This is a genomic window from Bacteroides sp. HPS0048 (assembly GCF_964240755.1).
Classification (GTDB): Bacteria; Bacteroidota; Bacteroidia; order Bacteroidales; family Bacteroidaceae; genus Bacteroides; species Bacteroides nordii.
The window spans coordinates 92,231-106,170 of sequence record NZ_CAXSVC010000001.1 but is presented as its reverse complement, the minus strand read 5'-3'; the positions used below and the strand labels follow the sequence as shown (position 1 = coordinate 106,170).

At 40.4% G+C, this 13,940-nt stretch carries 13 protein-coding genes; 10 read left to right on the top strand and 3 right to left on the bottom strand.

Annotated features, from left to right (window positions below):
* Positions 1-220: 220 nt before the first annotated feature.
* Positions 221-925 carry a DNA alkylation repair protein gene (locus ACESQI_RS00430; RefSeq protein WP_044166359.1) on the bottom strand — a complete coding sequence of 235 codons (705 nt, stop codon included), beginning with the start codon at positions 923-925 and terminating at the stop codon, positions 221-223.
* 110 nt (positions 926-1,035) lie between these two features.
* Between ACESQI_RS00430 and ACESQI_RS00425 the strand changes: the two genes are divergently transcribed.
* From ACESQI_RS00425 to ACESQI_RS00415, 3 genes are all read left to right on the top strand, one after another.
* Positions 1,036-2,268, top strand: a complete 1,233-nt coding sequence (locus ACESQI_RS00425) for a nucleoside recognition domain-containing protein (RefSeq protein ID WP_025866542.1) — start codon at positions 1,036-1,038, stop codon at positions 2,266-2,268.
* 14 nt (positions 2,269-2,282) lie between these two features.
* Positions 2,283-2,702 carry an rRNA maturation RNase YbeY gene (gene ybeY / locus ACESQI_RS00420; protein WP_007483252.1) on the top strand — a complete coding sequence of 140 codons (420 nt, stop codon included), beginning with the start codon at positions 2,283-2,285 and terminating at the stop codon, positions 2,700-2,702.
* A 202-nt stretch (positions 2,703-2,904) separates the two neighbouring features.
* On the top strand, positions 2,905-3,816 hold the full coding sequence (locus ACESQI_RS00415; RefSeq protein ID WP_002558605.1) for an alkaline phosphatase: 912 nt from the start codon (positions 2,905-2,907) through the stop codon (positions 3,814-3,816).
* 562 nt (positions 3,817-4,378) lie between these two features.
* Here ACESQI_RS00415 and ACESQI_RS00410 read toward each other — a convergent pair.
* Positions 4,379-5,323 carry an outer membrane beta-barrel protein gene (locus ACESQI_RS00410; protein WP_373125323.1) on the bottom strand — a complete coding sequence of 315 codons (945 nt, stop codon included), beginning with the start codon at positions 5,321-5,323 and terminating at the stop codon, positions 4,379-4,381.
* A gap of 312 nt (positions 5,324-5,635) precedes the next feature.
* On the opposite strand from ACESQI_RS00410, the gene mnmG reads away from it, so the two are divergent.
* The 7 genes from mnmG (at position 5,636) to ACESQI_RS00375 (ending at position 12,973) form a co-directional block, all read left to right on the top strand.
* Positions 5,636-7,510, top strand: coding sequence for a tRNA uridine-5-carboxymethylaminomethyl(34) synthesis enzyme MnmG (mnmG, locus tag ACESQI_RS00405; RefSeq protein ID WP_320908362.1), 1,875 nt, complete (start codon positions 5,636-5,638; stop codon positions 7,508-7,510).
* A 50-nt stretch (positions 7,511-7,560) separates the two neighbouring features.
* Entirely contained in the window at positions 7,561-8,091 is a 531-nt protein-coding gene (locus ACESQI_RS00400; RefSeq protein WP_122201186.1) for an adenine phosphoribosyltransferase, read from the top strand.
* 52 nt (positions 8,092-8,143) lie between these two features.
* Positions 8,144-9,961 (top strand): excinuclease ABC subunit UvrC, encoded by a 1,818-nt coding sequence (uvrC, locus tag ACESQI_RS00395; protein WP_234130703.1) that lies wholly within the window; start codon positions 8,144-8,146, stop codon positions 9,959-9,961.
* Positions 9,962-10,111: 150 nt separating this feature from the next.
* Positions 10,112-10,564, top strand: a complete 453-nt coding sequence (gene dtd, locus ACESQI_RS00390; RefSeq protein ID WP_007483238.1) for a D-aminoacyl-tRNA deacylase — start codon at positions 10,112-10,114, stop codon at positions 10,562-10,564.
* Complete coding sequence (locus tag ACESQI_RS00385; protein WP_002558590.1) at positions 10,564-10,902, top strand: nucleotide pyrophosphohydrolase; 339 nt, start codon at positions 10,564-10,566, stop codon at positions 10,900-10,902. Before dtd ends, ACESQI_RS00385 begins: the two co-directional genes overlap by 1 nt.
* On the top strand, positions 10,889-11,791 hold the full coding sequence (gene deoC / locus ACESQI_RS00380; protein WP_007483236.1) for a deoxyribose-phosphate aldolase: 903 nt from the start codon (positions 10,889-10,891) through the stop codon (positions 11,789-11,791). Before ACESQI_RS00385 ends, deoC begins: the two co-directional genes overlap by 14 nt.
* A gap of 462 nt (positions 11,792-12,253) precedes the next feature.
* Positions 12,254-12,973 (top strand): DUF1266 domain-containing protein, encoded by a 720-nt coding sequence (locus ACESQI_RS00375; RefSeq protein ID WP_007483234.1) that lies wholly within the window; start codon positions 12,254-12,256, stop codon positions 12,971-12,973.
* On the opposite strand, the gene ACESQI_RS00370 is transcribed toward ACESQI_RS00375, so the two are convergent.
* A complete protein-coding gene (locus tag ACESQI_RS00370; protein ID WP_025866691.1) occupies positions 12,949-13,923 on the bottom strand; it encodes a polyprenyl synthetase family protein in 975 nt (324 codons plus the stop codon). The genes ACESQI_RS00375 and ACESQI_RS00370 overlap by 25 nt on opposite strands.
* Positions 13,924-13,940 lie beyond the last annotated feature (17 nt).

Here is a 13,940-nt window from a genome sequence, read left to right as displayed (position 1 = left end):
TATATATCGTACAAAGATAATGCAAACCGAGAGTAGAATAAAATGAACGCGTTCATTTTTTATGCCAAGGTGCAGCTTATCTTCGCTTTTTTAACAAAGATAGTACAAATCAGAGAATAGTTGTATCGAGCAGACAGGATAATTGCCTCCTTTTCCGAATATACCTCTGATAAAGTAGCCGGAATACATGGATTATCTCAAACTATTTCATCTTGTTCAATTAGCGCTGCATATAGTGTTTCCGCTCTTCATCCGTCAACTTCTCTATCGAATAGCGAAGCATCGTACGGGGCATTTCACGTGCATACTTATCAAGAAACTGTAGTAATAAGTCCCGATTCCGTTTCCCCATTTCACGAAGCATCCAGCCGATAGCTTTCTGCATCAGATCGTGTTTGTGATGTAACAACAGTTCCGACAAACGGAGGATATCGACGAAATCGTTGTTTCTTATCAATGTAGCCGTAGCAACTACCGCGATACGCTGCTCCCAAAGAAGCGTACTACCGGCAAGACGATACAGTTCTTCACGCGATTTGTCTTTCAGATACTCTCCTACAATATAGGGAGCTGACAAATCCACCAAGTCCCAGTTATTGATCCGTTCCGTTTGTGTCAGATAGAAATCATAGATCTCTTTTTGCTCCTTTTCACCGGACTTCTTAAAGCGCTCTACCAACATAAGCAATGCGCAGAGGCGGCACTCGTGCCAGTCACTTTGCAAGAGCTCTGCCATCACCTCAAACGGTTCTTCTTTGTGCCGCTTTGCCACCAGACGTGTATTGGGAACTACTACTCCTAAAAACTTATCACCTTCTCCGTATTGCCCCTTCCCTGTCTTAAAGAAATTGGGCAAATACTCCCTTTTCACCGGGTCAATATATGCTTCCAGCTCTTTCTGAATACTCTCAACTTTTGTCTTCATATCGTTATCTGTATAAATATAGCAAACCGAATCCCCGCCAAAAATAAACAAAATATGGATGATTAATGGAAAGTTATATCTATTTTTGCAAATAATACAGTAAGTACATTATGGTTCTAAATTACATCTGGATAGCATTCTTCATCATAGCTTTTATCGTAGCACTCGGAAAGCTTATCTTCACAGGAGACACACAAATATTTACCGAAATCATCAACTCTACGTTCAGCTCATCCAAAACGGCTTTTGAGGTTTCTCTCGGATTAACCGGGGTTCTCTCTTTATGGTTGGGCATCATGAAGATTGGTGAAAACAGCGGTCTTATCAATGCACTGTCGCGTTGGTTGAGCCCGGTATTCTGCCGCCTGTTTCCCGATATCCCCAAGGGACACCCCGTAATGGGATCTATTTTTATGAATATGTCTGCCAATATGCTGGGACTTGATAATGCTGCTACTCCGATGGGGCTCAAGGCAATGAAAGAGTTACAAGAACTGAATCCGAAAAAAGATACGGCCAGTAACCCAATGATCATGTTTCTTGTTATCAACACTTCCGGACTGATACTGATACCTATTTCAATCATGGTATACCGTGCCCAAATGGGAGCTGCACAACCTACGGATATCTTTATCCCAATTCTGCTCAGTACATTCATTTCAACATTAGTGGGAGTTATTGTTGTTAGCATTTCCCAACGCATCAACCTGATAAACAAACCCATATTGATATTAATGGGAATATTGAGTCTTTTCTTCGGAGGTTTGATTTACCTTTTCACTGTTCTTTCACGTGAAGAAATGGGAACTTACTCTACGCTGATTGCCAATATCATACTATTCGGAGTAATCATTCTCTTTATCCTGACGGGCATACGAAAGAAAATAAACGTTTACGATTCTTTTGTAGAAGGAGCCAAAGAAGGGTTCAGTACTGCCGTACGAATCATACCTTATCTGGTAGCTTTCCTGGTAGGTATTGCAGTCTTTCGTACTTCGGGAGCAATGGATATTCTTGTCAACGGAATCGGACAGGTTGTAGGATTTTGCGGACTGGATACCAGCTTTGTCGGTGCTTTGCCTACCGGACTGATGAAATCTCTGAGTGGCAGTGCTGCCAACGGATTGATGATTGACACCATGAAACAGTTTGGCCCCGATGCCTTTGTATCCCGCGTCAGCTGTGTAGTTCGCGGTGCATCAGACACCACATTCTATATTCTGGCTGTCTACTTTGGCAGTGTAGGCATTACAAAAACAAGAAATGCCGTTACCTGCGGTTTGATAGCCGACTTTTCGGGTATCATTGCTGCCATATTTTTCAGTTATTTATTTTTCTTTTAAAACAATACATTATCATGGCTGTAACTTATCAGACAGAGGGCGTAAAGATGCCCGATATTAAGAAACGGGAAACCACAGAATGGATCAAATCCGTAGCTGCCACTTATGGAAAGAGACTCGGTGAAATCGCCTATATTTTCTGTTCGGACGAAAAAATATTAGAAGTGAACCGGCAATATCTGCAACACGATTACTATACAGATATCATCACATTCGATTATTGCGAAGGAGATCGTCTTTCGGGTGATCTTTTTATAAGCCTCGATACTGTAAAGACCAATTCTGAACAGTTCAATACCACCTATAACGAAGAACTTCACCGTACCATTATTCACGGTATCCTTCATCTTTGCGGCATCAATGACAAAGGACCGGGAGAACGGGAAATAATGGAAGCGGCGGAAAATAAAGCATTGGCGTTGCGACAGAGTTGAAAACTCTACATATATTGTCCATTATAAGGGGTAGCATTGTCCAAATGAACTATTATGGCATTTACTTAAACAAAGGATACAGACTGATTCCGGTGAAAAAACCTTTATTTGCATAACTGCTGGCGAGGGGTAAGTGCTTTTTGTATCTCACCGGCAGTTAAGCTTATTAAATACATAATCTTAAAAAAGTAAAGGAAACACCATGAAACATCTATTTTCAAGTTGGGCAATCAGCCTGTTTGCCCTGTTTATTATTGTCCCCAACAGTTTTGCCGCCAAATGGAAAGCCGAACATGTCGTTCTTATCGGTCTCGATGGATGGGGAGCTTATAGCGTAGAGAAAGCAGATATCCCAAACACCAAGAGTTTAATGGAGAACGGTAGCTATACTTTAAAAAAACGTTCTACACTCCCCTCTTCAAGTGCTATAAACTGGGCTTCCATGTTCATGGGAGCAGGTCCGGAACTGCACGGTTATACCGAATGGGGATCTAAAACTCCGGAACTTCCCTCACGCGAATTGAACCAGCACGGTATTTTCCCTACCATTTTTCAAGTACTGCGGGATGCTGCTCCGAAAGCAGAGATTGGTTGCCTGTACGAATGGAACGGCATTAAATATCTGGTAGATACACTTGCATTGAGCTATCACAAACAGGCACCGGATTATAACAAGTATCCCACTGCTCTGTGCGAAATGGCAGTTAGCTATCTGAAAGAAAAGAAGCCGGCCCTCACACTGGTTGCTTTTGATAATCCCGATCATATAGGTCATGGTGCAGGTCACGACACACCGGAGTATTATGCCAAACTGAAAGAACTGGACGGATATATCGGACAAATTATTCAGGCTACCAAAGATGCAGGAATATTTGACAAAACGATCTTTATTGTTACTGCAGACCATGGTGGCATTAACAAAGGACACGGCGGAAAAACGATGAATGAAATGGAAACCCCATTCATCATCTGCGGAAAAAACATCAAAAAAGGATTAAACTTCAACGAGAGTATGATGCAATTTGACGTAGCATCAACCATCGCCTACATCTTCGGACTGAAACAACCGCAAGTATGGATCGGCCGCCCGATGAAACAGGTTTTTAACAAATAAGAAGTCACGACATAGAGTACTACAAAAGTACGTACTTTATAGATATAAACTATGCATTTTAACTGTGCGTTAAATACGTATTTAACGCACAGTTAAAATGCATAGTTTGTTTTACCGATTATAGTATCTTGAATTATATATCCAAGAAACATTTGCATAGCATCTATAATTTGGTTAGCGTCCTACAGTTAGATAACAAAAATCACATTCGGAACCACCTTTTATTTGTAATTATTTAGAAAGATAAACAGAATAAAAAAAGAGAATTGACACATCAAAAATAAGCGACACAAAGCGAGTTTACAACTTATTGATAATTAAGACATTACAAAACGCATTTTTCCTCTACGAGAAACGACCCGATCTCCGTAGAGTTTCGGGTCGTTTCTCGTAGAGCATCGGAGTGATCTTCGTAGAGTTTCAAGATGAAAGTTCACAAAATTGACGATCGGTATAAAACGAAAATAAACCGCACGACTTTATTGTAATAATTTATTTATACCACAAAATCAAGATCCATCTCAAATAATTAAATGGATTGATTCGGGACAATAGCCCTATTTTAGAAATAAAACCTCAATCCGCCCAATACATTGACGCGATTTATTCCGCTCTTTTCATCCTTCTTTAGTTCAACTCCATCCCGTTTCGGCAAGTTACTTGCAATTGAACTGGCTGATACGCCAAGTCCCACATGGCTCGACAACATATATTCTACTCCCATAGTGACATGTGCGCCAAATCCGGCAGTACTGTAATAGGGTTCATTATAAAGAAAAAGCCCCATGCCTACTCCGCACTTCAGAATCCATTTATTAAACTTTGTACGTAATGCAACCTCCGGTGCCAGATAAGACAATACCATATCTCCTCCCGGAAGCTCCGCTTTAAAACCAGAATATTGCATACCTACTCCCCACCCGGAAGTCCATATATGCTCATAGCCAAGCTTCCACTCTAAACCGCTCTTACTCCCCAAAGACACATTATTAGCATCATAGATTTTACTGCTTATCCAACCATACCCCAAGCTAACTTCAAAGGTATTAGCAGGTGCCGGATTCCTCCGCTCAGGTTGCTTCTTGTCTCTGGCCACTACGAAGTTCATATCGATGGCATACTGTACAGGATTTGCCCTCAATGTATCCACCACATTATCTTTCAGGTAAAGCATCAATCCGGATATCTGATGGCACGAACTTCTCCAGAAAGACGGATCCTCATGCCAGGTTATAGCAAAACCATTTCCACCGGCTTTACCAACAGCCTCTTGTGCAAGATGAACGACCTCATTATACCGGCATTTCGTAGCCGTACCAGGATCTATAACAGAAACACGTCCAATGGCTTCGGCAGTGTTGGGCACTGTCTCTCCCAATTCAAAGACCCGAACAGAATCGGCCGGAACTGGATTTGGATAAGTTTTTATCAGATTTGTCACGACTTTGGGTGAACAGGAAGCTAAAAGTAGCAATACGGAGATTGACAATAGATTAGTAAGTTTCATAAAGCTTTGTACTATTAAGTTTGTTTTAATGTATGAGTTTTGCCATCTGTCTGCAATATTCGAGCAACATCTTCTTTTATACACAGAAAATAATGATTCCTTATTTCAATGTCTCTGTATCCCATATTACTCCACGTGACAAAGATAAATACATTTTTTTATTAAAATACAATAAAGGAGTGCGTAATAGGGTTCTAATATCTATTTTACTTCCGAAAAGGAGAGCTTTTTAATCACGTAGCCAGACAATATACATCAAATAGCAGAACTTTTTTCGTAACTTTGCACCGTTTGCAAATAAGGATTGAACAAATGGATTTTAGGTATGATGTTATTGTAATTGGTGCCGGACATGCAGGCTGTGAAGCGGCTGCCGCTTCGGCCAATCTGGGTTCAAAGACTTGTCTGATCACGATGGATATGAATAAAATCGGGCAGATGAGTTGTAATCCGGCTATAGGTGGTATTGCCAAAGGACAAATTGTACGCGAAATAGATGCACTTGGTGGACAAATGGGGCTGATAACAGATAAAACAGCTATCCAGTTTCGTATACTAAACCGTTCGAAAGGGCCGGCAATGTGGAGTCCACGCGCACAATGTGACCGCAATAAGTTTATAGGAGCATGGAGAGAAGTATTGGAAAATACTCCCAACTTGCATATCTGGCAAGATACAGTGAAAGAATTACTCGTTGAAAACGGCGAAGTAACAGGGTTAATCACCATGTGGGGAGTCACTTTTCATGCGAAGTGTATCGTACTCACAGCCGGAACTTTCCTCAATGGATTGATGCATGTAGGTAAAAATATGCTTCCCGGAGGTCGTATGGCAGAACCTGCATCTTACGAATTAACCGAATCCATCGCACGCCATGGGATCAGTTACGGACGGATGAAAACAGGTACTCCTGTACGAATAGACGGACGAAGTGTACACTATGAATTAATGGACACACAGGATGGAGAAGCTGACTTCCATAAATTCTCATTTATGGATACAAATGTACGCCATCTCAAACAACTGCAATGCTGGACCTGCTTTACCAATCCGGAAGTACACAGCATTCTTCGTGAAGGATTATCAGAATCTCCCCTTTTCAACGGACAAATTCAAAGTATAGGACCGCGTTATTGCCCCAGCATAGAAACCAAGATTGTTACCTTCCCGGATAAAGAACAACACCAGTTATTTCTGGAACCAGAAGGAGAAACCACACAAGAATTATACCTGAATGGTTTTTCATCTTCATTGCCTATGAACATACAGATCGAAGCTCTGAAAAAAGTTCCGGCATTTAAAGATCTGGTTATATACCGTCCCGGGTATGCGATTGAATACGATTTCTTTGACCCAACCCAATTAAAACATACGTTGGAATCGAAGATAATTAAGAATTTATTCTTTGCCGGACAGGTAAACGGAACTACCGGATACGAAGAAGCAGGCGGCCAAGGTATCATTGCCGGCATCAATGCACACATCAACTGCCAAGGTGGAGAACCATTTACACTGGCACGCGATGAAGCATATATTGGCGTATTAATCGATGACCTCGTTACCAAAGGAGTAGATGAGCCCTATCGTATGTTTACTTCCCGTGCAGAATACCGTATTCTTCTTCGCATGGACGATGCTGATATGCGTCTTACAGAAAAAGCCTGGAAATTAGGACTCGTCAAAGAAGATAGATATACTCTGCTGAAAAAGAAACGCGAAGCAGTGGAACGTATTATATCTTTTGCACGAAACTATTCGATAAAAGCGGCTCTTATTAATGATTCTCTCGAGAAATTAGGTACTACCCCGCTGCGTCATGGATGCAAGTTAATCGACCTGATTAATCGTCCGCAGATAACAATAGAAAACATCGCAGAACATGTACCGGCATTCAAACGTATACTTGACGAGATCACGGAGAGAAAAGAAGAAATTATAGAAGCTGCGGAAATTCTTATTAAATACGAAGGCTATATCGGACGAGAACGTATCATTGCAGATAAACTGGCCCGATTGGAAAGTATCAAAATCAAAGGTAAGTTTGATTATAGTTCGATCCAATCGCTTTCAACGGAAGCACGCCAAAAGTTGGTTAAAATAGATCCGGAAACAATTGCTCAGGCAAGTCGAATCCCCGGAGTATCACCAAGCGACATCAACGTATTGCTGGTGCTTTCGGGAAGATAAGAGCATGCGTTTCACGTGAAACAAAACATTTAAGAAAACGAAATAAATCCATGATTATGAGCAAAGAAAGGCTTATTAAAAGTATCCGGGAAATACCCGATTTCCCCATACCGGGAATTCTTTTTTATGACGTAACCACTCTATTTAAAGATGCTGCATGCCTGCAGGAACTTTCGGACGTAATGTATGAGATGTACAAAGACAAAGGCATCACAAAAGTAGTAGGTATCGAATCAAGAGGATTCATTATGGGTCCGATTCTTGCGACCCGTTTAAACGCAGGATTCATCCCAATACGCAAGCCCGGCAAACTTCCGGCAGAAACCATCGAAGAGAGTTACGATAAAGAGTACGGAAAGGATACTGTACAGATACACAAAGATGCACTCGATGAAAACGATGTAGTATTACTGCACGACGACTTATTGGCAACAGGTGGAACAATGAAAGCAGCTTGTGAGTTAGTAAAGAAATTAAAGCCAAAGAAAGTATATATAAACTTTATCATTGAACTTAAAGAGCTGAACGGCAAAGCAATGTTCGGAGATGATGTAGAAGTAGAATCCGTATTGTCTTTATAGATATAAATTGTTATATTTGCAGGGCGTAGTTATGTTACTACGCCTTTTTTATATGGAAACAAACCAGGAACTGAAAACCAGCGAATATCTGAAAGGGATTGTATCTAACCTCCCCGAAAGGCCCGGCATTTATCAATATCTGAATGCCGAAGGTACTATTATATACGTAGGAAAGGCCAAAAACTTAAAAAGAAGGGTATATTCCTATTTTAGCAAAGATCATGAACCGGGAAAGACCAGAGTACTCGTCAGCAAAATTGCAGATATACGTTATATAGTCGTCAATTCTGAAGAAGATGCTCTCTTATTAGAGAATAATCTTATAAAAAAATATAAGCCGCGGTATAATGTTCTGCTTAAAGACGATAAAACATATCCGTCTATTTGCGTACAAAATGAATATTTCCCACGAATATTCAAAACGCGCAAAATCATTCGGAACGGCTCCTCTTACTATGGCCCATACAGTCATGTGCCATCTATGAATGCAGTGTTAGACCTGATAAAACACCTATACCCACTACGAACATGCAACTTGAATCTGTCACCAGAAAACATACGCGCAGGTAAATTCAACGTTTGCCTTGAATACCATATAAAGAACTGCGCCGGACCTTGTATAGGGCTCCAATCACAAGAGGAATACCTAAAGAATATCGATGAAATCAAGGAAATATTAAAAGGAAACACCCAGGAAATAAGTCGTATGCTATTCCAGCAAATGCAGGGATTGGCTGCTGAAATGAAGTTTGAAGAAGCACAAAAAATAAAAGAGAAATATACACTTATAGAAAATTATCGCTCAAAATCAGAAGTAGTAAGCTCGATATTACACAATATCGACGTATTCTCTATTGAAGAAGACGAACACAATTCAGCATTTATCAACTACCTGCACATCACGAACGGAGCTATCAATCAGGCTTTCACCTTTGAGTATAAGAAAAAGCTAAACGAAAGCAAAGAGGAGCTTCTTACATTAGGAATCATCGAAATGCGGGAACGCTATAAGAGCCTTTCACGTGAAATCATTGTCCCATTTGAAGTAGATATGGAACTGAATAACGTCGTTTTCACCGTGCCACAGCGAGGAGACAAAAAGAAATTATTAGATCTCTCATTACTCAACGTAAAACAATACAAGGCAGACCGGATGAAGCAATCAGAAAAGTTAAATCCGGAACAAAGAAGTATGCGACTGATGAAGGAGATCCAACAAGAGTTACATCTGGAAAAGTTACCTATGCAAATAGAATGCTTTGACAACTCCAACATCCAGGGTTCGGATGCAGTAGCTGCCTGTGTCGTATTCAAGAAAGCAAAACCATCGAAACAAGACTACCGAAAGTATATTATTAAAACCGTAGAAGGTCCCGATGACTATGCATCTATGAGAGAAGTCGTAAAACGGCGTTATCAGCGCGCTATAGAGGAGGAAAGCACCCTACCCGACCTCATCATCACAGACGGAGGAAAAGGACAAATGGAGGCTGTAAGACAAGTTATGGAGGAATTACATTTAAATATTCCTATTGCAGGCCTTGCCAAAGATCGAAAACACCGCACATCAGAGCTTTTATTTGGTTTTCCACCTCAAACAATCGGATTAAAACAACATTCTCCCCTTTTCAAATTACTGGAGCAGATACAAGATGAAGTACACCGTTTTGCCATTACTTTTCATCGTGATAAACGCAGTAAACGCCAGGTAGCTTCTGCCCTCGACACAATCAAAGGCATCGGAGACAAAACAAAAACCGCATTACTAAAAGAATTTAAGAGTGTAAAACGCATCAAAGAAGCCTCTTTAGAGGATATCAGCGCTATTATAGGCGAAACCAAAGCAAAAGTTGTTAAAGAAAACCTGTAATAACAGAGACATTAAATACATTCAGAGGCTATACGTCTCATTATAAATAAATGTAAAGCACATGTGATTTTACGAAAAAACTCTGTGAAACATGATTTTTCTATAGTGATTTTTGTAAATTTGCCTTTCCAATAAAACAAAAAAAGAGAAATGAGAGTAGTTATACAGCGCGTCAGTCATGCCTCAGTTACCATCAACGGAAACTGTAAATCGGCTATCAACAGAGGAATGCTTATCCTGGTAGGCATCGAAGAAGCCGACGGAACAGAAGACATCGACTGGTTGTGCAAGAAAATAATAAATCTCCGCATCTTTGATGATGAAAATGGAGTCATGAATAAATCTGTCATAGATACAAACGGTGAAATACTGGTAATAAGCCAGTTTACCCTACATGCATCTACAAAGAAAGGTAACCGTCCGTCGTATATAAAAGCAGCCAAACCGGATATTTCAATCCCACTGTATGAACAATTCTGCACAGAACTTAGTTCTTTACTTGGAAAGGAAATAGGCACAGGTGAATTCGGAGCAGATATGAAAGTAGAATTATTGAATGATGGCCCGGTAACCATTTGTATAGATACAAAAAACAAAGAATAATGACACTGGAAGAAGCACAGAAACAGGTCGACCTGTGGATTAAGAAGTATGGAGTACGTTACTTTAGCGAGCTCACAAATATGGCCGTACTCACTGAAGAAGTAGGCGAACTGGCACGCGTAATGGCCCGTAAATACGGTGATCAATCCTTCAAAGAAGGAGAAAAAGACAATCTGGAAGACGAAATGGCAGATGTACTTTGGGTACTCCTCTGCCTGGCTAACCAGACAGGCGTAAACCTCACTGAGGCCTTTACACGTAACCTGGAAAAGAAAACCAAAAGAGATAACAAAAGACATATAAACAACCCCAAACTGAGTGACCATGGAACAGAATGACAGCCATCTGACTAAGTATGAAGCCGCATTGGCAAAGTACAATACCAACCTGAGCGACGCTGATGTACAAGCCCGGGTAGCTTCAATTATCGAAAACAAAGTAACGGAAAACAATACAGAAGAGGTAAAAAAACTCCTTTTCAACTGTATTGATCTCACTACCCTCAACAGTACGGATAGCGACGAAAGCGTTATGAAATTTACTGAAAAGGTAAACAAGTTTGACGATGAATTTCCCGATTTAAAGAACGTAGCAGCAATCTGTGTATACCCCAACTTTGCAGAAGTAGTAAAAAATACATTGGATGTTGACGGTATCAATATTGCTTGTGTATCAGCAGGATTCCCGTCGTCACAAACGTTTATTGAAGTAAAAATAGCAGAGACAGCCATGGCACTGATGGAAGGTGCAGACGAAATAGACATTGTTATTTCTATCGGTAAATTCCTGAGTGGAGATTATGAAACAATGTGTGAAGAAATACAAGAGTTAAAAGACACTTGTAAAGAACGTCACCTGAAAGTAATTCTTGAAACCGGAGCGCTGAAAACGGCTTCGAACATTAAAAAGGCCTCCATCCTATCAATGTACTCCGGAGCAGATTTTATCAAAACGTCCACAGGAAAACAGCAACCTGCAGCCACTCCGGAAGCAGCTTATGTGATGTGCGAAGCCATTAAAGAGTATTACGAAAAGACCGGAAACAAAATTGGATTTAAACCAGCCGGAGGCATTAATACGGTAAATGATGCATTGATTTACTACACAATAGTAAAAGAAATCCTGGGAGAAGAATGGCTTAACAATAAGCTTTTCAGACTGGGTACCAGCCGATTAGCAAATTTATTACTTTCTGATATCAAAGGTGAAGATATAAAATTCTTCTAATTCAAAACAATTCGTGAGGATATGCCAAAGAGGCTTTGTATTTTTAAATAAAACATCAGATCACCTCTTTTGTATATCCTCATTTATTATCCAGGCATTTCGATTCAGTTAACCTTAGCACGAATATCATATCTATAATTAAGAAAAACTAAACTTCCTTACTTAAAGATACTCATTTTTTTACTATCTTTGCCGAGCATTAGCCTATAGAGAAGAGGCTAATAAACTGTATTAGAGAACGTTTCATTTATTATCTTTTTCCTGGAATTCGGCAAAATTCATGTTATGAAAGGTAATAGGCAAACGGGTCTCACGCACCTTCACGTATATACTCTTGTTATATATCGAATGGAGCGTGAGACTGTTGCTTGTATCGTCATAACGGCTTGCCGAAGCCCCAGGAAAGATACAGAGCAACAGTTCTCACGCTTTTCGGTTAACGAAGAATTAAAAAACAAGGGTATGGAACAAAGCAGTATTTCATTACGGTTCAACCAGAACAGAGAAGGCAATGCCTTATTAGCCAACAAAGAGCAAAACCTGCTCATTGGGCTCATTTCCAGTATACAAACAGGTCTTTTCGTGAATAGTCTGGAGACAGGTATGAGTAAAGATAAACTTCGCCAAATGCTGGCAGAAATACCTCAGCTAAAACAAGAATCCTTCATCACAGAAATGCTGACGCTCCTCAAGAATGAAGGAGAACGTACCGCATATTCTATCCTTCTGCCCTATCTTCTGTCGTCAGACAATGAGGAAGAAATAGAAACTATCCTCCGTAAGCGTTTTTTCGGCATAGAATCGTTTATACAGCGCGCCCATCATCTGCACCGATTTATGAAGTACATACGTGAGAAAAACATCGTATCCATCGAAAAAGAAGACTTCGAACGAGGGATTTTAGCATGGGACATGGGAGAACTAATCACCTTAGCACGCGTAGCCCTGGAGACAGGATATATTGATGAGCAAACGGCATGGGAATATATCAGATTTGCCGGTGAAAAATGTCGGCAGATATTTAAAAATTGGGAAGAAATAGGTAAAAGTTACCTCATCGGACAGGCTATGAAAACAGATAAAAAAGAAGAAATAGACATCACAATCACAAGCTTCCTCTCAGCCACACAGGATGCAGAAAGCCCATGGAAAAAGTATTATTTATCTCTGTCAACTACATAATCAAGGTAGGCTTCAAGTGCAGTACATACCTCAGAAGGGGGAAGCGAATGAAGCAAGTCAAGCGCTTTACCCTTATATAGTTCCATCATTTTAACCGCATACTCAATTCCTCCATTGGACTTGGTAAAATCGACTAAACGTCCGATTTCATCAGGAGTAGCAATCCCCTCTTTGACTTTGACAGCTATCTCTTGTGCCCAGGTACTATTCGTAGAATTCAGAGCGTAAAGAACAGGTAACGTCAGTTTACCTTCCAGCATATCATTTCCAGTTGGCTTACCTATCTCTTTACTTTCAAAATAATCAAAAATATCATCCTTTATCTGGAAACAGATACCAATATACTCGCCAAATAAACGCGAAAATTCCGCCTCTTCATCGCTTGCATTAACAGAAAGGGCTGCCGATTTAGTACAAGCAGCAAAAAGGGCCGCCGTTTTTTTACGAATAACATCAAAATAGATTTCCTCAGAAAAATGAGGATTACTTACATTGGAAAGCTGTAACAATTCTCCATCTGCAAGATCCTGCCCCAAGCAAGATACAACACTAATAATCTCATGGCTCATCGTCTTCCCGGCATGTACAAGGCTTGTAGCCAGCAAAAAATCACCAGCCAATACCGCCACTTTATTATTAAAAACGGCATTTACAGAAAGCTGCCCACGACGTTCAGTACTTTCATCAACTACATCATCGTGTACCAGACTGGCTGTATGAAGAAGCTCCAAAGAAACAGCAGCATGAAAAGTAGCAGGACGGATAGCACCATATAAACGTGCCACAAGGAGTACCAGGATAGGACGCATCATCTTCCCGTTTCTCTGCCGAATATGAGCAATCACATTATTAAGCAGGAAATTTGAACTGGAAAGAGAACTATCAAATAGTTTTCTGAAATCTTCCAGTTCCGCATCTATCGGAGACTTTATAAAAGACGAGCTATCCATATAATGACACTATTTGA